The organism is Nocardia testacea NBRC 100365 (genome assembly GCF_000308775.1).
Classification (GTDB): domain Bacteria; phylum Actinomycetota; class Actinomycetes; order Mycobacteriales; family Mycobacteriaceae; genus Nocardia; species Nocardia testacea.
On record NZ_BAGJ01000171.1, the window covers coordinates 32,943 to 52,135 of the forward strand.

A 19,193-nucleotide genomic window follows, 5' to 3' on the forward strand; every position below is an offset into this window, starting at 1 on the left:
CTCACATTCGGAAGACGCCGAAGGATTCGGCGCCCTGGACAGGTGCAGTGTGGATGGCCGAGAGGGCCATACCGAGCACGGTGCGGGTATCGCGCGGGTCGATGACCCCGTCGTCGTAGAGCCGCCCGGACATGAACATGGCCAGCGATTCGGCCTCGATCTGCGCTTCCACCATGGCACGCATCCCGGAATCGGCCTCTTCGTCGAACGCCTGCCCGCGGGCCTCGGCGGCGGCCCGGCCGACGATGGAGATCACCCCGGCCAATTGCGCCCCGCCCATGACCGCGGATTTGGCACTGGGCCAGGCGAAGACGAAGCGGGGGTCGTAGGCGCGGCCGCACATGCCGTAGTGGCCGGCACCGTAGGAGGCGCCCATGAGCACGGAGATGTGCGGGACCTTGGAATTGGAGACCGCGTTGATCATCTGGGCGCCGTGTTTGATGATGCCCTTCTGCTCGTACTCCTTGCCGACCATGTAGCCGGTGGTGTTGTGCAGGAACAGCAGCGGAGTGTTGGTCTTGTTGGCCAGCTGGATGAACTGGGTGGCCTTCTGCGATTCCTCGGAGAACAGCACACCGCGGGCATTGGCGAGGATGCCGACCGGATACCCGTGCAGTTCGGCCCACCCGGTGACCAGGCTGGACCCGTAGCGGATCTTGAACTCGTCGAAATCGGAGCCGTCGACGATCCGGGCGATCACCTCGCGCGGATCGAAGGGGATCTTCAGGTCGGGCGGCACGATCCCCAGTAGTTCGTCCGGGTCGTACAGCGGTTCGAGCACCGAGGTGCGGGCCGCCGGTCCCCGCTTCTTCCAGTTCAGCCGTTTGACGATGCGCCGGCCGATGCGGATGGCGTCCTGCTCGTCGAGGGCGTAGTAATCGGCCAGACCCGAGACCCGGGCGTGCATATCCGCGCCGCCCAGGGATTCGTCGTCGGACTCCTCACCGGTGGCCATCTTCACCAGCGGTGGTCCGCCCAGGAACACCTTGGAGCGTTCCTTGATCATCACCACGTGATCGGACATCCCGGGGATGTAGGCGCCACCCGCGGTGGAGTTGCCGAAGACCAGGGCGATGGTGGGGATACCCGCCGCCGACGCCTGGGTGAGATCGCGGAACATCCGGCCGCCGGGGACGAAAACCTCTTTCTGCGTGGGCAGATCGGCGCCGCCGGATTCCACCAGCGAGATCACCGGCAACCGGTTCTCCCGGATGATGTCGTTGACCCGCAATGTCTTGCGCAACGTCCAGGGATTGGACGTGCCGCCGCGCACAGTGGGGTCGGGCGCGACGATCATGCATTCCACGCCCTCCACCACGCCGATACCGGCGACGGTGCTGGCGCCGACCTGGAATTCGCTGCCCCAGGCCGCGAGCGGGCACAGCTCGAGGAACGGGGAATCCTCGTCGATGAGCAGTTCGATCCGTTCGCGGGCGGTCAGCTTCCCGCGTTTGCGGTGGCGGGCGAGTTTCTCGGGACCGCCGCCCGCGATGACCTTCTCGAATTCCGCCTCGACCTCGGCGAGTTTGGCGGTCATGGCCGCGGCCGCCGCGGTGTAGTCGGCACTCGTGGTGTCGAGGGTGCTGCGCAGTGTCGTCAAGACTGATACCCCAATCGTTTCGCGGCCAGGCCGGTGAGGATTTCGGTGGTACCGCCGCCGATACCCAGGATCCGCATATCGCGGTACTGGCGTTCCACCTCGGATTCGCGCATATAGCCGAGTCCGCCGAAGAGCTGCACCGCCTGGTTCGCCACCCATTCACCGGATTCGACGGCCGTGTTCTTGGCGAAGCAGACCTCGGCGATCAGATCGGTCTCCCCGGCCGCGGCGCGGGCGGCCACGTCCCGGGTGTAGACGCGGGCGATATCGACCCGGCGGGCCATCTCGGTGACGGTGTTCTGCACGGCCTGCCTGCTGATCAGCGGGCGGCCGAAGGTTTCCCGGTTGCGTACCCAGTCCAGGGTGAGGTCCAGGCAGCGCTGCGCGCTCGAATACGCCTGCACGGCCAGTCCGACCCGCTCGCTGACGAACGCCGCGGCGATCTGCAGGAAACCGGAATTCTCCGGCCCCACCAGGTTCGACACCGGCACCCGGACATCCTGGTAGGACAGTTCCGCGGTATCGGAAGCGCGCCAGCCCATCTTGTCCAGTTTGCGGCCCACCGTGAAACCGGGGGTGTCCTTTTCCACCACCAGCAGCGAAACCCCCGACGCGCCCGGACCGCCGGTACGGACGGCGGTCACCACGAAATCGGCGCGGCAGCCGGAGGTGATGTAGGTCTTGGCGCCGTTGACGATGTAGTGATCGCCGTCGCGGCGGGCCGAGGTGGTCAGATGACCCACATCGGAGCCGCCGCCGGGTTCGGTGATCGCCAGCGAACCGATCTTGTCACCGGCGAGCGTCGGCCGTACCCAGCGGTCGAGCTGGGCGGGATCGCCCGCGGCGATGAGGTGCGGTACCGCGATACCGCAGGTGAACAGCGAGGCGAACACGCCACCCGAGACCCCGGCGTAGTGCAGTTCCTCGCAGACGACGGCGCCGTCGATACCGCTTCCGCCCGCTCCACCCGCGGCTTCCGGGAACTGGATGCCGAGCAGGCCCAGTTCCCCGGCCTTCTTGTGCAGTTCCCGCGGGATCTCCCCGTCGCGTTCCCAATCATCCTGGTAGGGCAGGATCTCGCGCTCGGCGAAAGCGCGCACGGTGGCGCGGAGTTCGCGGCGCTCGGCGGTGTTCCAGACAGTGCTCACGGCAGCAGCTCCAACGGTATGTCGAGATGACGGGACCGCAGCCATTCGCCGAGTCCCTTGGCCTGCGGATCGAACCGGGCCTGGTAGGCCACGCCTTCGCCGAGCAGGCCGGAGATGAGGAAGTTGAGTGCCCGCAGGTTCGGCAGCACATGCCGGGTGATCTCCAGCGGGGCGGTCTCGGGCAGTAGCTCGCGTAGCCGCTCGATGGTGAGGGTGTGCGCCAGCCAGCGCCACTGGTCCTCGGTGCGCACCCAGACACCGATATTCGCGTCACCGCCCTTGTCACCGCTGCGGGCCAGCGCGATCTCGCCCAGCGGTGCCCGTTTCGTGGGGGTGGGTGGAAGCGGTGCGGGGAGTTCGGGTTCCGGGACCTCGGTCAGATCGCGGGTCTCCGACGGTGCCCCCACCAGGACCTTGCCTCCGGCCGGCCGGTGAGCGGTATGCGGGACCTCGGCGGCGTCGACGAACCCCGGGCGATAGACGCCGTAGGGCGAACCGTTCCCGGGCGGGGCGGTGAAACTACAGCCCGGATAGCTGGCCAGCGCCAGTTCGACGGCGACGCCGGAGAACGCGCGTCCCACCTTGTTCGGATCGGGGTCGCGGACCACACAGCGCAGCAGCGCGCTGGCCTGTTCCTCGGTTTCGGCATCGGGGCGGTCCAGCCGGGTCAGGGTCCAGTCCAGTTCCGCCGGACGTTCGGGCAGCCAGGACTCCAGCTGCCGCCGCGCCAGCTCGGCCTTCGCTTCGATATCGAGACCGGTGAGGATGAACTCCATTTCGTTGCGGAATCCACCGAGGGTGTTCAGCGAGACCTTCAGCGTCGGCGGCGGCGGTTCCCCCACGACGCCCCGGATCGACACCCGGTCCGGGCCGTCGGCGGCGAGTTCGACCGTATCGAGCCGGGCGGTGACATCGGGACCGGCGTAGCGCGCGCCCTGGATCTCGTACATGAGCTGGGCCGCGACGGTGTCCACGGTGACCGCGCCGCCGGTCCCCGCATGCTTGGTGATGACGCTGCTACCGTCCGCGCGGATCTCCGCGAGCGGGAATCCGGGGCGGCCGAGATCGGGCAGTTCGCGGAAGAACGCGAAGTTGCCGCCGGTGGCCTGAGTGCCGCATTCGATCACATGACCGGCCACCACCGCACCGGCCAGCCGGTCGTAATCCGTGCGTTGCCAGCCGAAATGGGCGGCGGCCGGACCCACCACCACCGACGCGTCGGTGACCCGGCCGGTGACCACCACATCCGAGCCCGCGGCCAGGCATTCGGTGATACCCCAGGCCCCCAGATAGGCGTTGGCGGTGAGCGGGGAGCCGAGGCCGAGTTCGGCAGCGCGGCCGGTGAGATCGTCGCCGTCCACATATCCGACCCGGACCTCGAGGCCGAGCCGGGCCGCCAGCTCCCCCACCTTCTCCGCCAGTGCGGCCGGATTCAGGCCCCCGGCATTGGTCACGATCTGAACGTTGCGTTCCAGCGCGAGACCGAGGCATTCCTCGAGCTGACGCAGGAAGGTTTTGGCATAGCCGAGGCCGGCATCCTTCATCCGGTCGCGGCCCAGGATCAGCATGGTGAGTTCGGCGAGATAGTCACCGGTGAGCACATCGAGCTGCCCGCCCTCGAGCATCTCACGCATCGCGCCGAACCGGTCGCCGTAGAACCCCGAGCAGTTGCCGATCCGGATCAGGTCGGGATCGGCCGCCAGACCACTCATGAGCGGTTTCGCCTCCTACCGCGGCACCGGGCGGGGTCGCCGATATGCGCCCGTGGCTGTCCGCGTACCGCCCCAGCATCACAGGCCCCCCGCAAAAAATCAAGCACGCGTGCTTGTTAATTTCCGCAGGGCGGGGCGCGGCCCTGATCAGCGCCGGGAGCAGGCACAATGGGTCCCTGTGTCCACCGATGTCGCCGTAGTTCTGCTGTTCACGCTCGCCGGATTCCTCATCGGCGGCGCCTACACCACCTGGAAGACCACCCGGCCGCTCTCGATCGCCCTGGGCGTCTGCGCCGTGCTCGCGGCGCTGGGCGCGGTGCTCTGGCTGGTCTGACGCCGGAAACGAACGCCGGACCCGGCCCCGCCGCCCCTGACCACCCGTTACGGGACGCAGCGGCCGGGTATGTTTCCGAAGCGCCGCCGGGGTCAACACTCAGGGCACGGCGCGCTGCGCGACAGGCGGGAAGCCCCGGTGAACCAGAGCCCAGGGATGCGACCGGGCTCCACCGGGCACCCCCTGGCACCGCCGGAACACGCGTCGGCCCTGCCCCTCTGCGCCGGGCACGGCCGGCGCGCTTTCCCCCACCCGAGGCCCAGGTGGACCCGCCGGACAACGTCGGCCAATTCTGTCGGGGCGCGCCGATACGGTCGGCGGGTGCGAGCTGAAGCAACATTCACTGTCGAAACATTCGTCCCGCTCGAAGCGGAACCGGACGCGGCCGGGTCGACCGGTCTTCCGGTAGGAGTCACGACCATGGAGAAGCGCTTCGAGGGCGAGGTCGCCGGACGCTCGGCGAAGCGGGGCCGGGGGCCGGCGGCGCGCAGGACATGAGAGCGGTCGGTCTGCGGATGTACGAGGCGTTCAACAACCGGGATCTGGCCGCTCTGGAAATGATTCTCGCGCCGGAATTCATCAGCCATCCGCTGGGCACGACCGGCGTACGGGCCGTCGCGCAAGCGTGGTCGAAGATGTTCGCGGCCTCCCCCGGTATTCAGGTGCGCGTCGAGGACCTGCTCGTAGACGGCGACCGGATCGCCGTCCGTTCGACGCTGTCCACACCGGACAGTGCCGAGCGTGTGCCCATGATGGAGACATTCCGAGTTCGGCACGGCCGGATCGCCGAATTGTGGGGTCTGTCCGGCCGCGGCCGCCCTGCCGACTGACGCGGAAAAGCGCGGCTCAGGCCTCCAGCAGGGCGGTCTTCAGCTCACGCGCGGCGGCCTCCGGGTCCGGGGCGGCGGTGATCGCCCGCACCACGACCACCCGTTCGGCGCCCGCCGCCAGGACCTCGGTGAGGGTCTCGGCGTCGATACCGCCGATGGCGAACCACGGCCGGGTCGGCGCCGCTTCCGCGGTCGCGCGCACCAGATCCAATCCGGCGGGCGTACGCCCCGGTTTGGTCGGGGTCGCCCACACCGGGCCCGTGCAGAAATAGTCGAGGTTCTCCTCACCCGCCGCCAGCCGGGCCTGCTCCCGATCGTGGGTGGACCGCCCGAGCACCACCTCGGGGCCGAGGATCTTGCGGGCGTACCAGGGCGGCAGATCCTGCTGACCCAGGTGCAGTACATCGGCGCCCGCCGCCAACGCGATATCGGCACGATCGTTGACCGCGAGCAGCGCGCCGTGCCGGCGGGTCGCGGCCTTCAGCTCGGCCAGCGCCGCGAGTTCACCCCTGGCCTCGAGCGGACCGAACTGCTGTTCCCCGGGCGAACCCTTGTCCCGGAGCTGGATGATGTCCACGCCACCGGCGAGGGCCGCTTCCGCGAACTCGGCGAGATCCCCCTTCTCCCGGCGGGCGTCGGTGCACAGGTACAGCCGGGCGGTGGTGAGGCGGTCACGCGGGGGCAGCGGCCGGCGAGCGGAGGACGGTTGCACAACTGCCACGGTAGCCGCGCTAACGTGGAGAAGTTGCAGGAGGTGGAACGTAGTGCGAACATCCGCGCGCGCGGCGCGGGCGGCGAGCCGGACCCGACCGGCGCCATGTAGCCCGGCGTCGATCCATCGATCCGGCAGTACCGCCGCCGTGATCCACCGTGCCCCCCGGAGGAGGTGGCGCAGGTGAGCGAACCGGCCACCGATACGACCCTCGCCGTGGTCGGCGGTGGGGTGATCGGACTGGCTGTGGCCTGGCGGGCCGCGGAGGCGGGCTGGACGGTCACTCTGTTCGATCCGGCGGTGGGCAGCGGCGCCTCGTGGGTGGCCGGGGGCATGCTCGCGCCGCTCTCGGAGGGCTGGCCCGGCGAAGACGCGGTTCTGGAGTTCGGTGCCGCGGCGCTGGCCCGCTGGCCCGGCTTCGCGGCGCGTCTCGAGGCCGTCACCGGCGTGGACGTCTTCGTCGCCACCGAAACCCTGACCATCGCCCAGGACGCCGCCGATGCCGCCGACCTGCGCACGGTCGCCGAATGGGTCGGCGAGCGCGGCCACGAACTCCGGTTGCTGGACCGGGCCGGGGTCCGGGAACTGGAACCGGCGCTGGCCCGTACGGTGCGGGCCGGGCTGCTGGCGCCCACCGAACCGGCCATCGACAACCGCCGGCTGCTGGCCGCGTTGCGCAAGGCCGCGGCCGAAGCGGGGGTGACCGTGCACGCCGACCGGGTCCGCGATCTCTCCGAACTGCGTCAACGGCAGGTGGTCCTGGCCGCGGGCGCCGCCTCGGCCGAACTGTGGCCCGGGCTGGCAGTCCGCCCGGTGAAGGGCGAGATCCTGCGCCTGCGCCACCGTCCCGGCGCGCAACCGCCGCCCACCCGGGTGGTCCGGGCGCGTGTGCACGGGCGGCCCGTGTACTTCGTGCCGCGCGCCGACGGCCTGGTGCTCGGCGCCACCCAGTACGAGGCCGGTTTCGATACCGCGGTCACGGTCGCCGGGGTCCGCGACCTGATCGGGGACGCCGAAACCGCGCTGCCCGGTATCGGCGAATACGAACTGCTCGAAGCCGCCGCGGGCGCGCGCCCCGGCAGCCCCGACAACCTCCCCTTCATCGGGCGGTTGTCCGACCGCGTGATCGCGGCCACCGGGCACGGCCGCAACGGCATGCTGACCAGCGCGCTCACCGCCGATGCGGTGGTCGCCGAGCTGAGCGGGCAACCGCTGGCCGCGGCCGCGGCGGCCGATCCGCACCGGTTCACGGCATCCACATCCTCAGGAGGTAGTCGATGACACAGTCGTCCACACCAGGCGCACCGGCGCACGGAGCGTCCGTGCCGATCGGGGTCACGGTGAACGGGGTCGACCACGAGTTCACCGAACAGCTCACGGTGCGCCAACTACTGGAACGCCTCGAGCTGCCGTGTCAGGGGGTGGCGCTGGCGGTCGACGGCGCCGTGTTCCCGCGCTCCCGCTGGGACGAGCCGGTGGGTCGCGGCTGGGAGATCGATGTGCTCACGGCGGTCCAGGGTGGCTGACGAAGCGCTGCGCATTGCCGACCGCACCTTCGGTTCGCGGCTGATCATGGGCACCGGCGGCGCGGAGAACCTCACCGTGCTGGAGGAGGCCCTGCTCGCCTCGGGTACCGAACTGACGACGGTCGCCATGCGGCGGGTCGACGCCGCGGGCGGTACCGGTGTGCTCGACCTGCTGAAACGGCTCGATATCGCGCCGCTGCCCAATACCGCGGGCTGCCGCACCGCCGCCGAGGCAGTGCTCACCGCCCGGCTGGCGGCCGAGGCGCTGGATACGAACTGGGTCAAACTCGAGGTGATCGCCGACGACCGAACCCTGCTGCCCGATCCGATCGAGCTGATCGACGCCGCCGAACAGCTGGTGGACGCCGGTTTCACCGTGCTGCCCTACACCAACGACGATCCCGCGCTGGCGCGGCGGCTCGAGGACGCCGGGTGCGCCGCGGTGATGCCGCTGGGCTCCCCGATCGGCACCGGTCTGGGTATCGGCAATCCGCACAATATCGAGATGATCGTGAGCCGGGCCCAGGTGCCGGTGATCCTGGATGCCGGTATCGGCACGGCCAGCGACGCCGCGCTCGCCATGGAACTCGGCTGCTCCGCGGTGCTGCTGGCCACCGCGGTGACCCGGGCCAAACATCCGGCGCTGATGGCCGCCGCCATGGCCGACGCGGTGCGGGCCGGCTACCGGGCGCGGGAAGCGGGGCGGATTCCCAAGCGGTTCTGGGCCCAGGCGTCCTCGCCCGGACGGTAGATCCCCGAGCCCGGCGCCTTCGCGAGTGAGTGCCGGGCCGGGCCTCGGTTGCGCGAACGAGGCCACGGCCTTATCACCTCTGCGCGCGATCCGGCGCCGATTGGGTCGCCCTCATCGTTCCGTAGATCCGGAGCGCGTCGCGTCCGCGGCGAGTGGTGGGCCTGCGCTGTGCGCATCGTCAGGTTGCGATCCACCCAGTAGGCAGAGCCGCGGTGCCCCCGTCGACAGGGGCACCGTTGATGTCGCCGGGCCAGGCCCGGCCGGTAATCATCCCGTGGTCGCGGATTTCCTGTAGGCGCTCCAGCGCTCCGGTGATGGCCTTGTCACCGATCCCGGCGTCGGCCCAGGCCGCCCGCAGCATCTCGGGGTCCACCGCCCGCACACGATCCACCACCTCCGGACTCAATGCGACACCGCGGAACTCGGCCACGAAGTCCGAACGGATCCCGAAAATCGGATCAGGGAATTCCGGGAAGGACAATGTGTTGTCGATAGCGACGATCCCGCCGTGCCGGTCGGTACGGAAATTGTTCCAGTGCCGGTCGGTGTTGCCGATCACGTAATCCAGAACCGCCATCTGCTCCCGCTGGATCCGGGGATACTGCTGCAATGCTGCGCGAATCGCAAGCCGGGTGCGCTCGGGGTTTTCCAAGCGCTGATATTCCGTAGCGTATGGCGGGACCGGGCCACGGTTTTCCATCTCGGCATCGTGCCGACGGAGACGAGCCAATTCCAGCATCGGGTAGGACCGTGTAGAGAAAATCCAGTGCTGGTTCGATCCGCGTCCGAACGGGCCGTCGAGCAGACCAGTGGGCGGAACACGCCCGAACCCGAGTGCTTCATCGAGGCGATAGGTGCCGACATCACGGGCGGCCAGATGGCCATGTCCGTGCGGGATCCCGAGCCGGAAAGCCCGGCCCGGGAAGGGACCTCTGCTCGGGATGCACTCCAAGGGGCTCGGCTTGTACACCGAACGCGCCCCCGCGCCGGTCGGGGCGAGGAAAGTCGTACTGGCTCCGGTATTCAGCGATCGCGGTTTTCCGGTGCCCATGACGCCCATGGCCTGCTCGAAGGCGGACGGCCGGAACGTCCCACCCGCATCTTCGATCACGCGGGCCGCCAGCCGCAGGTCCGTGGCGCTACCTCGGCCGTCTTGTCTCAGCACCCGCCCCATGAGCAGAACGGCATCTTCGATCCGTCCACAGATCAGCTTCCCCAACCCACCCCGACATGGATCCGGCAAGCCCGCCCTTCCTGTCCACGGCGCACGGCCCGTGCAGACCGCCCTGCTTCCAGCCCTACCCAGCGAGGCGACAAGCCGGGCACGCGTCGGTGAAGAGCCCGCAGCAACTTCGATCCCGACCGCGGGCCCCTCGACCGAACCGACCCAGCGCCTGCGGACTACCCTAATCACTCTCTGACGCACTACTTCTCATTGCCGGTGGTACGCCGACCAGGGCGAAACCGGACACCTCGGGGCCGATTGGAGAGGTTTGGCGTGACGGAGATCAACCCCGGCTCATGCACCTACCCGTACGGACTTGTACCCACCCGGACAGTCGCGCCCTCATCCTCCAGGATGAGGGCGGATGGCGACCATCGGGCGACGCGAGCACACCGCGGATAGGGCATGCTGGTCGGCATGATCGAAGTCCGGGGCTTGACCAAGCATTACGGGCAGACCGTCGCGGTCCAGGACCTGACCTTCACCGTGCAACCCGGTCAGGTCACCGGGTTCCTGGGACCGAACGGCGCCGGTAAATCCACCACCATGCGCATGATCCTCGGTTTGGATCGCCCGACCTCGGGCACCGCGCTCATCGACGGCAGACCGTACGGGCAATTGAAACACCCGTTACGCGAAGTCGGCGCGCTGCTGGACGCGAAATGGGTGCATCCCAACCGTTCGGCGCGCGCCCATCTGGAATGGATGGCGGCCTCCAACGGTCTGCCGAAGTCCCGGGTGGAAGAGGTACTGCGGCTGGTGGGCCTGTCGGAGGTGGCCGGTAAATCGGCCGGCGGATTCTCCCTGGGCATGTCGCAGCGGCTCGGCCTGGCGGGCGCCCTGCTCGGCGATCCGAAAGTCCTGCTCTTCGACGAGCCGGTCAACGGCCTGGATCCGGAGGGCATCCTCTGGATCCGGCGGTTCATGCAGCGGCTGGCCGCCGAGGGCCGCACCGTCCTCGTGTCGAGCCATCTGCTCTCGGAGATGTCGCAGACCGCCGAGCACCTGGTGGTCATCGGCCGCGGGCGGCTCATCTCCGATTCCACGACCGCGGAGTTCATCGAACGCGCGTCGGAGTCGTCGGTGCGGGTGCGCAGCCCGCAGCTCGACGAACTGCGCAGCCTGCTCACCTCGAACGGGATGACCGTGAAACAGAACGAAGGCAACGCCGACGGCGCGGCACTCGTGGTCAACGGGGTCACCAGCGACGCGGTCGGCGCCCTGGCGGGGGAACACAACATCACCCTCTACGAACTCGCCCCGCAGCGGGGCTCGCTGGAGGAGGCGTTCATGCGGATGACCGGCGGGGATGTCCAGTATCACGGGGAGGTCGGGCCGCAGGGCGATGTCGCGGCGGCCCCGCCGGCGGCCGTCCCGGCCCAGCCGGTCGAGACCAAGGTTCTCGGAGGTACCAAGTAATGGGTGTGATCGCCGCGGAACGCATCAAACTCACCTCGACCCGCTCGCCGTGGTGGTGCTCGCTGATCGTGGTGGCCCTCGCGGTCGGTTTCGCCGCGCTGTTCGGGCTGATCGGGCGGATCGCCGCCGACGACCCGCAGGCCTCGGGCGCCCCCGCGCTGACCGTGGACACCGCCTTCCTCGGAATCAGCGGGTTCGGGGTGATGGTGCTGGCCATCATGGCCACACTCACCGTGACCAGCGAATATCGGTTCGGGATCATCCGGACGACCTTCCAGGCCGTGCCCAATCGCATCCTGGTGATCGGTACCAAGGCGGGCCTGGTCGGGCTCTACGCGGCCGTGCTGACCACGGTGCTCGCCTTCGCCGCGTACGCGGTGGCCAAGGCGGTCGCCGGGGACGCAGGGTCCACGCTGATTCTCGAGGGCAACTGGCGTGCCCTGTACTCGATACCGGTGCTGGCCTTCCTCAACGTGGTGCTGGCCATCGCCATCGGGGTGCTGGTCCGGCAGTCGGCGGCGGCGATCTCGTTGATCGTGCTCTGGCAGCTGATCATCGAACCGCTGGTCGGGGCACTGGGTAAAGTAGGACGTGAGATCAGCGCGTTCCTGCCGTTCCAGAATGCGAGCCGCTTCGCGCTGATGGACGAGTCGATGGCGTCGGGCAACTGGCACTGGGGCGTATGGGGCAGCCTCGTCTACTTCATCGCCTTCGTCGCACTCGTCACCGGTGTCGCTCTGGTGGTGGTCAACCAGCGCGACGCCTGACCGAACCGCCCGAGCCGCTTCCCTCGCCGCTCGGGTAGTGGGTAGCGCGGCCTTGTCGGGAGGATCGCGCGCCCCGCACGCCGGCGGCCACTGCCCGGTCGTCGGAGTGCACTTATCACCGGCCCGGTGCGTTACGCACCGGGCCGGTGGTCGTGATCACACAATGTGGTTGTTCACCCTGGTCGCCGGCACGCTCCGGCGGACTCTTCACGAGTTGCCAAATATCTGTAACCAAGCGTTCACCGGCTACCCGCCGGTCGTCGCTACGATCGGGGTCAGGCACCGAACGTTTTCCATCGGCGGACCCAACGGCGTGCCGCACTCCTCCGATAGAGAGGCGACAGGTGACGATTCTCAGCGTTCCCCTCACGTCCGATTCCCTGAGATACCCTCGGGGCGTGAACGAAAAGCCCTCCGGCCGTGCCGTACCGGAGCCGGAGGTCGACAGCGCCCCCGCGCCGGGCGCCGATCACGCGACCCCCGATGAACTGACTGTGGGGGCCACCCCCGAGAACGGCGCGGCCGTCGGCGCGGCGCGCCGGGTCCATCCGCTGTCGGCCCTGATGAACGCGGCCAACCAGCGACCGGATGTCATCGAGGTCCTGCGGCGGGCCCGGCAACAACTGCCCGGCGACCCCGCCTTCGGGGACCCGCTCTCGGTCACCGGCCCCGGTGGCGCGCGCGCCGTGGCCCGCGCCGCGGACCGGCTGGTGGGCGACAACCCCAGCGCGGCCCGCGAGATCGGCTTCGGCGCGTTGCAGGTCTGGCAGGCGATGCTGGAGCGCCTCGGCCGGGGTAAGGGCACCGAGGAGATGACGGTGATGTTCACCGATCTGGTGGCGTTCTCCTCCTGGTCGCTCACCGCGGGTGACGAGGCCACCCTGGAGCTGCTACGCAAGGTGGCCAAGGCCATCGAGCCGCCCATCGCCGAACGCGGCGGCCAGGTGGTGAAACGGATGGGCGACGGCGTCATGGCGGTGTTCCCCTCCGCCGACCGGGCCGTACAGGCCGCGATCGCCGCGAAACGCAATCTGGCCGACGTGACCGCGGGCGACTACCGGCCCCGGATGCGGATCGGCCTGCACACCGGCTCACCACGGGAGATAGGCGGCGACTGGCTGGGTGTGGACGTCACCATCGCCGCCCGGGTGATGGAGGCCGGCGGCAACGGCAAGATGATGGTCTCCCACACCACGCTGTCCGCGCTGCAACCCGAGACCCTGGCCGAGCTCGGGCAGATGGCCCGCCCCTACCGCCGTAGCTTCTTCGCCGCGCCGCTGAGCGGGGTACCGGAGGACCTGCGCATCTACCGGATCAGCTCGGCCTGAGCACTCGGTTTCCCCCGCGGCCACCGACGGGCGCGCCGGTTCGGAGGGCGGTGAATCGAGCGGCGCATCGTGCACCCGGGCGGGGTTGTTGCCCGACCCGGCGCGGACGACGCGGGCAATACACGGGGCGGCCGAGCGCGTCTCCGAAAGCAGGACCGACCGGCTGTGCGATTCGGTAGCCGTGGCTCGAACGTTCGAGCGAGTGCCCGATAGGGCACAGTGACGATGTGGACCGTGGTCTGGATGAGGTGTGGCGAAGTGTGCGCGAGATGCTCGGTACGGCTGCCAGGGACAGCGGCCCCGCGATCGCCGCGTTCCCGGAGCGGGCCAGCGGTCACCTCACCGAGGCCGTCCGCAAGTTCGAGAAAGCCTCCGAGGCACCCGTACCGAATCAGACCCTCATATCCGCCGGCGAGGTCGGCCGCATCGCACGGTCTTCCACCTACGTACCGGGCCGCGATCTGATCGATGAAGTGGACTACGCCGCCCTGCGGAATCCGCAGGCATCCCGGTCCTCGGGTTCTTCTCCAGTATTCGAGGAGATCCAGCGGCTGCAAGGATTCAACGGCCGTTTCACGTTCGCCACCCGGGAAGAGATCGACGCGGTGATCTCCGAGGACAGGCCGAAACTGTTCCGCGGTTTCGAGGCGGACAGCTATATGGAAGCCTTCCTCGCCGGCTCGCTGCGATCCGGCGGCGGCACCACCGGAAACGGCTTCTATGTCACCTCGCTGGAAAAAGTCGCGCTGTCGTACACACACCCCAACCGCATAACGGTGGAACCCAGCCGTCTGATGCGGATGGCTCTGCATCCCGAGGCCAGAGTAGTCAAGTATCGCGACATCAAATCCGAACTCACCAGCACCCTCGAGCAGGTCGAGCGGGAAACACGGGCCGTGGGTGAGATAGCGAACCCCACGGACGAGGACAGGGCTCGCTACTTCGCGCTGCTGGACAAACGGCTGACATTCGGTGATATCGGCCAATACGGTGCCCTGCGCGGCTATGACGCGATCGAGTCCGATGTCATGTCGAACGGCGAGTGGAACATACTCAACCCGACTGCCCTCTTGATCCAGCGCTGAGCGCCGCCGGACCTGCTCTCCAGGGCTGTGAACGGCGTGGAGAACGGGACGTGTGCCCGTCCACTACCCGGATACGAACAGCGGCCGGTCGGCCTCGGGGATCCAGCAGTCGCGCGCGATATCGCGGTTGTAGTTGGCGCGGAAGTAGGCGACCAGATCCGCGATACCCGGATGCGGGTCGGTCCGGTCCCACAGAAGCGCGTGCGGATAGGCGGGGGTCGGGTCGACGATCGGGACCCGGCGGATATGGGGATGCCACGGGGATTCGAAACCTTCGGCGCTGAAGGTCGCAAGGGTGTCCGAATCGGCGATGTGCTCGATCACCATCGCGATCGGCGCCGGCCCCCGGCCGGGGCCGACCTCGGGGAACAGTTCGGACCGGCGACTGCTGTCGATCACGACTCCGCTGTAGCGGCTCAATTCGCGGTAGTAGTCGGTCCACTCCGATTCCACCGAGGTGCCCGGCACCCACACCGTCACCCCGGCCAGGTCGGCGAGCGAGACCGCCGCGCGTCCGGCGAGCGGATGATCCTTGCCGACCAGCAGATGCAGCGGATCCAGCAGGAACGGGACGGCCGCGATCCGCGCGGGCAGCGGCCGGGGACCGCCCACCGCGCGGGCCACGGCCGCGTCCACCCGGCCCGCGACCAGAGCGTCCCGGGAGGTGACGAATGCGTTGGTCAGCACGATCTCGGTATCCCGGTCGGGGTGGCGGCCGAGGTAGTAGCGCATGGCCCGCATCTCGGTCGCGTGCTCGCCCAGCACCGCCACCCGCAGCGGCCGCGGGCGCCGCACCACCGTGGCCACGGCTTCGTCGGCGACAGCGAGCAGTGAGCGCGCGTGCGGCAGGAACCGGGCGGCGGACGCGGTGAGGGCCGCGCCGGTGCGGATCCGGTCGAAGAGGTCCAGGCCGAGCCGGGTCTCCAGCCGGGCGATCCGTTTGGACACCGCCTGCTGGCTGATCCCGAGCAGCGCCGCGGCCGCACTGAACTGGCCTTCGTCGGCGACGGCGACGAAAGCCCGCACCGTCGCCAGATCGAGCTCCCCCACCCCACCTTCTGATACATCCACTGGTTGTCCCCGCTGTCGTGTCGATTGTTCGACTCAGCACCTTTGAGCTGGTCATATGTAGCCGAAAATGACCTTATCGGCTCGCCGTTCCGACAACCGAATCGGCCGCGCGCCGATTCGACGGCACGGGGTTCAACAATGACGGGCGCGTCTTTCGTACATCTGCACAACCACACCGAGTACTCGATGCTCGACGGTATGGCCAAGGTGGCTCCGCTGTTCGCGGAAGCCGAGCGGCTGGGTATGCCGGCGGTCGGGATGACCGATCACGGCAATATGTACGGGGCGGCGGAGTTCTTCCGGCAGTCCCGGGATTCGCCGGTGAAACCGATCATCGGGATCGAGGCGTACATCGCGCCGGAATCCAGGTTCTCCGGCAAACGGGTCTTCTGGGGCGAACCCGGGCAGAAATCCGATGACGTCTCGGGGTCGGGCGCGTATCTGCACATGACGCTGTTCGCCGCGAACGCGGTGGGTCTGCGCAACCTGTTCCGGTTGTCCTCGCGCGCGTCGTTCGAAGGTCAGCTGGGGAAATGGCCGCGGATGGACGCCGAACTCGTCGCCGAACACGCCGAGGGGGTGCTCGCGACCACGGGCTGTCCGTCCGGCGAGGTCCAGACCCGCCTGCGGCTGGGGCAGTTCGACGCCGCCTACACGGCCGCGGGCCGCTGGCGCGATATCTTCGGCCCGGACAACTTCTTCCTCGAAGTGATGGACCACGGACTCACGATCGAACGCCGCGTCCGCGACGATCTGCTCGCCGTCGGCCGCAAGGTCGGTCTCACCGCACTGGCCACCAACGACTGTCACTATGTGCTCCGGCAGCAGGCGGCGGCGCACGAGGCGATGCTGTGTGTGCAGACGGGCAGGACCCTCTCGGACCCGGCGCGGTTCCGGTTCGACGGTGACACTTTCTACCTCAGGTCCGCGGCGGAGATGCGCGCCCTGTGGGACGAGGAAGTGCCGGGCGCCTGCGATACCACTCTCGCGGTGGCCGAACGCGTCGAACCGTACGACGAGGTGTGGGAATTCCGCGACCGGATGCCGGTGTTCCCGGTGCCGGAAGGTCATACCGAGGACAGCTGGCTGCGCCGCGAGGTGGACGCGGGTCTGCGCTGGCGTTTCCCGGCCGGTGTACCCGGCGGCTACCGCGACCGCGCGCAGTTCGAGCTGGACATCATCCGCGACAAGGGCTTCCCCGCCTACTTCCTGGTGGTCGGTGATCTGGTGGCGCACGCCCGGCGGGTCGGTATCCGGGTCGGTCCCGGGCGGGGTTCGGCGGCGGGGTCGCTGGTGGCCTACGCGCTGGCCATCACCAATATCGACCCCATCGAGCACGGACTGCTGTTCGAACGGTTCCTCAACCCCGAACGCCCGTCGGCGCCCGATATCGATATCGATTTCGACGACCGCCGCCGCGGCGAGATGATCCGCTACGCCACCGAGCGCTGGGGCGCGGACAAGGTCGCCCAGGTGATCACCTTCGGCACCATCAAGACCAAGGCGGCCATCAAGGATGCCGCTCGCGTCCAGTTCGGCCAGCCCGGATTCGCGCTCGCCGACCGGCTCACCAAGGCACTGCCGCCCGCCGTGGCGGCCAAGGACATCCCGGTGGCCGGAATCACCGATCCCGGCCACGAACGCTATGGCGAGGCCGCCGAGGTCCGGGCGCTCATCGAGGCCGAACCGGATATGCGCCGCATCTACGACACCGCGGTCGGGCTCGAGGGGATGGTCCGCGGGGCCGGGGTGCACGCCTGCGCGGTGATCCTGTCCAGCGAACCGCTGCTGGATATCGTGCCACTGTGGAAGCGCCCGCAGGACGGGGCGATCATCACCGGCTGGGACTACCCGTCGTGTGAGGCCGTCGGCCTGCTCAAAATGGATTTCCTGGGTCTGCGCACCCTTACCGTGATCGGTGACTGCCTGGACAATATCCGCGGTAATCGCGGTATCGAGATCGACCTGGACACCCTCGCCCTCGACGACGGACCCACCTACGCCATGCTGGCCCGCGGCGACAATCTCGGAGTGTTCCAGATGGACTCGGCCGGGATGCGGGAGCTGCTGCTGCGGATGGCTCCCACCGAGTTCAACGATCTGGTGGCCTCCAACGCGCTCTACCGGCCGGGCCCGATGGGAGTGGGGGCGCACTGGTCCTACGCCGACCGCAAGAACGAGCGGGAAGCGGTGACGCCGATCCATCCCGAGCTCGACGAACCGCTGCGCGCGATCCTCGCCGAGACCTACGCGCTGATCGTCTACCAGGAGCAGATCATGCAGATCGCGCAGCAGGTCGCCGGATACTCCCTGGGCCAGGCCGACCTGCTGCGCCGGGCGATGGGTAAGAAGAAACCGGAAGTACTCGCCATGGAGTTCGAGAACTTCCGGGACGGTATGCGCGGCAACGGCTACAGCGACGCGGCGGTGACCGCGCTGTGGGAGGCGGTGCTGCCGTTCGCCGGCTACGCGTACAACAAATCGCACGCCGCCGGCTACAGCCTGGTGATGTACTGGACCGCCTATCTCAAGGCCAACTACCCGGCGGAGTTCATGGCCGCCCTGCTCACCTCCGTCGGGGACGACAAGGACAAATCGGCGATCTATCTGGCCGACTGCCGCAAACGCGGAATCCGGGTGCTACCACCGGATGTGAACCAGTCGGCGGCCACTTTCACCAGCGTCGGGCCCGATATCCGTTTCGGCCTGGGCGCGGTCCGAAATGTCGGCGAACCGGTGGTGCGGGCGGTGATCCGCGCGCGCGAATCGGCCGGCGCGTTCACCTGTTTCTCCGACTATCTGGCAAAGGCCGACGGTGTGGCCTGCACGAAGAAGGTGGTGGAATCACTGGTCAAAGCGGGTGCCTTCGAATCCCTCGGCCATCCCCGCAAAGGTCTGTACACGATCCACAGCGAAGCGATCGAGGCGGTGACGGTCACCAAGAAGGCCGCGGCGCGCGGGCAGTTCGACCTCTTCTCCCGTGATACCGCCGACCCCGGCACGCACGCCTCCGTTTTCGAGGTGCCCGTCCCCGATGAGGAATGGGAGACCCGCGAGCGGTTGAGCTACGAACGGGAGATGCTCGGGCTCTATGTCTCCGGACATCCGCTCGACGATATCGCCGTCGCGCTCGCCGCCGCCGGTGATACCCCACTGGCCGCCCTGCACGACGGCCGGATCCCACACGGCCGGCGGGTGCGGCTGGCCGGCATCATCGCCGCCGTCGACCGGCGCGTCACCCGCAAGGGCGAGCCCTGGGCGGTCGTACGCCTGGAGGATCTGGAGGCCGGCGCCGAAATACTGTTCTTCCCCGCCGCGCACGCCACCGCCGCCGGATATCTCACCGAGGACGCGGTAGTGGTGATCAGCGCGACGGTCAGCATCCGCGACGGGCGCCGCTCCCTGCTGGGCGATCAGGTGACCACACCGGATCTCGCCGCCGGTACCGCCGGACGGCCGCTCACCCTCACCCTCCCCGTGACGGCCTGCACCCCGCACACGGTCCGCGCCCTGCGCGAGACCCTGCAGCGGCATCCCGGTCCCACCGACCTGCGCATCGACCTGATCGGCGCCCGCGGTCCCCGGCTGCTCGCCCTGGACCCCCGCTTCCGGATCACCACCTCGCCCGCGCTGATGGGTGAGCTGAAAGCGCTGTTCGGACCGGCCTGCCTGCGGTGACGAGACG

The 19,193-nt window shown here is 68.8% G+C and carries 16 protein-coding genes; 10 read left to right on the plus strand and 6 right to left on the minus strand.

Annotated features, from left to right (window positions below):
• Nucleotide 1: 1 nt before the first annotated feature.
• The 3 genes from ON38_RS23550 to ON38_RS23560 are packed head-to-tail and all read right to left on the minus strand — an operon-like array spanning nucleotide 2 to nucleotide 4,460.
• Nucleotides 2-1,600 carry an acyl-CoA carboxylase subunit beta gene (locus ON38_RS23550; protein ID WP_039827117.1) on the minus strand — a complete coding sequence of 533 codons (1,599 nt, stop codon included), beginning with the start codon at nucleotides 1,598-1,600 and terminating at the stop codon, nucleotides 2-4.
• Nucleotides 1,597-2,748 (minus strand): acyl-CoA dehydrogenase family protein, encoded by a 1,152-nt coding sequence (locus ON38_RS23555; RefSeq protein WP_039827118.1) that lies wholly within the window; start codon nucleotides 2,746-2,748, stop codon nucleotides 1,597-1,599. Before ON38_RS23555 ends, ON38_RS23550 begins: the two co-directional genes overlap by 4 nt.
• Nucleotides 2,745-4,460, minus strand: a complete 1,716-nt coding sequence (locus ON38_RS23560) for an acyclic terpene utilization AtuA family protein (protein ID WP_039827119.1) — start codon at nucleotides 4,458-4,460, stop codon at nucleotides 2,745-2,747. The genes ON38_RS23555 and ON38_RS23560 overlap by 4 nt, the downstream gene beginning before the upstream one ends.
• Before the next feature lie 178 nt (nucleotides 4,461-4,638).
• Between ON38_RS23560 and ON38_RS36660 the strand changes: the two genes are divergently transcribed.
• On the plus strand, nucleotides 4,639-4,794 hold the full coding sequence (locus ON38_RS36660) for a CG2302 family histidine operon protein (RefSeq protein WP_169333293.1): 156 nt from the start codon (nucleotides 4,639-4,641) through the stop codon (nucleotides 4,792-4,794).
• Nucleotides 4,795-5,288: 494 nt separating this feature from the next.
• Nucleotides 5,289-5,624 carry an ester cyclase gene (locus tag ON38_RS23565; protein ID WP_039827120.1) on the plus strand — a complete coding sequence of 112 codons (336 nt, stop codon included), beginning with the start codon at nucleotides 5,289-5,291 and terminating at the stop codon, nucleotides 5,622-5,624.
• 16 nt (nucleotides 5,625-5,640) lie between these two features.
• On the opposite strand, the gene thiE is transcribed toward ON38_RS23565, so the two are convergent.
• A complete protein-coding gene (gene thiE / locus ON38_RS23570) occupies nucleotides 5,641-6,336 on the minus strand; it encodes a thiamine phosphate synthase (RefSeq protein WP_051165097.1) in 696 nt (231 codons plus the stop codon).
• 183 nt (nucleotides 6,337-6,519) lie between these two features.
• Between thiE and thiO the strand changes: the two genes are divergently transcribed.
• The 3 genes from thiO to ON38_RS23585 are packed head-to-tail and all read left to right on the plus strand — an operon-like array spanning nucleotide 6,520 to nucleotide 8,613.
• Nucleotides 6,520-7,617, plus strand: coding sequence for a glycine oxidase ThiO (thiO, locus tag ON38_RS23575; RefSeq protein WP_039827161.1), 1,098 nt, complete (start codon nucleotides 6,520-6,522; stop codon nucleotides 7,615-7,617).
• Nucleotides 7,614-7,862 carry a sulfur carrier protein ThiS gene (gene thiS / locus ON38_RS23580; RefSeq protein ID WP_051165098.1) on the plus strand — a complete coding sequence of 83 codons (249 nt, stop codon included), beginning with the start codon at nucleotides 7,614-7,616 and terminating at the stop codon, nucleotides 7,860-7,862. The genes thiO and thiS overlap by 4 nt, the downstream gene beginning before the upstream one ends.
• Nucleotides 7,834-8,613 carry a thiazole synthase gene (locus tag ON38_RS23585; RefSeq protein WP_281004626.1) on the plus strand — a complete coding sequence of 260 codons (780 nt, stop codon included), beginning with the start codon at nucleotides 7,834-7,836 and terminating at the stop codon, nucleotides 8,611-8,613. Before thiS ends, ON38_RS23585 begins: the two co-directional genes overlap by 29 nt.
• A 178-nt stretch (nucleotides 8,614-8,791) precedes the next feature.
• On the opposite strand, the gene ON38_RS23590 is transcribed toward ON38_RS23585, so the two are convergent.
• Nucleotides 8,792-10,039 (minus strand): protein kinase family protein, encoded by a 1,248-nt coding sequence (locus tag ON38_RS23590; protein WP_157181861.1) that lies wholly within the window; start codon nucleotides 10,037-10,039, stop codon nucleotides 8,792-8,794.
• Nucleotides 10,040-10,255: 216 nt separating this feature from the next.
• Between ON38_RS23590 and ON38_RS23595 the strand changes: the two genes are divergently transcribed.
• The 4 genes from ON38_RS23595 to ON38_RS23610 all read left to right on the plus strand — a co-directional run bounded on the left by ON38_RS23595 (nucleotide 10,256) and on the right by ON38_RS23610 (nucleotide 14,437).
• On the plus strand, nucleotides 10,256-11,257 hold the full coding sequence (locus ON38_RS23595) for an ABC transporter ATP-binding protein (RefSeq protein WP_039827162.1): 1,002 nt from the start codon (nucleotides 10,256-10,258) through the stop codon (nucleotides 11,255-11,257).
• Nucleotides 11,257-12,024, plus strand: coding sequence for an ABC transporter permease (locus ON38_RS23600; RefSeq protein WP_039827124.1), 768 nt, complete (start codon nucleotides 11,257-11,259; stop codon nucleotides 12,022-12,024). The genes ON38_RS23595 and ON38_RS23600 overlap by 1 nt, the downstream gene beginning before the upstream one ends.
• A gap of 563 nt (nucleotides 12,025-12,587) precedes the next feature.
• Nucleotides 12,588-13,352 (plus strand): adenylate/guanylate cyclase domain-containing protein, encoded by a 765-nt coding sequence (locus tag ON38_RS23605; protein ID WP_083873042.1) that lies wholly within the window; start codon nucleotides 12,588-12,590, stop codon nucleotides 13,350-13,352.
• Nucleotides 13,353-13,579: 227 nt separating this feature from the next.
• Entirely contained in the window at nucleotides 13,580-14,437 is an 858-nt protein-coding gene (locus tag ON38_RS23610) for a hypothetical protein (RefSeq protein ID WP_039827125.1), read from the plus strand.
• Between the two features lie 63 nt (nucleotides 14,438-14,500).
• On the opposite strand, the gene ON38_RS23615 is transcribed toward ON38_RS23610, so the two are convergent.
• Nucleotides 14,501-15,487: a LysR family transcriptional regulator gene (locus tag ON38_RS23615; protein ID WP_039827164.1), complete on the minus strand. Its 987-nt coding sequence runs from the start codon at nucleotides 15,485-15,487 to the stop codon at nucleotides 14,501-14,503.
• 159 nt (nucleotides 15,488-15,646) lie between these two features.
• On the opposite strand from ON38_RS23615, the gene dnaE reads away from it, so the two are divergent.
• Complete coding sequence (gene dnaE, locus ON38_RS23620; protein WP_039827126.1) at nucleotides 15,647-19,186, plus strand: DNA polymerase III subunit alpha; 3,540 nt, start codon at nucleotides 15,647-15,649, stop codon at nucleotides 19,184-19,186.
• Nucleotides 19,187-19,193 lie beyond the last annotated feature (7 nt).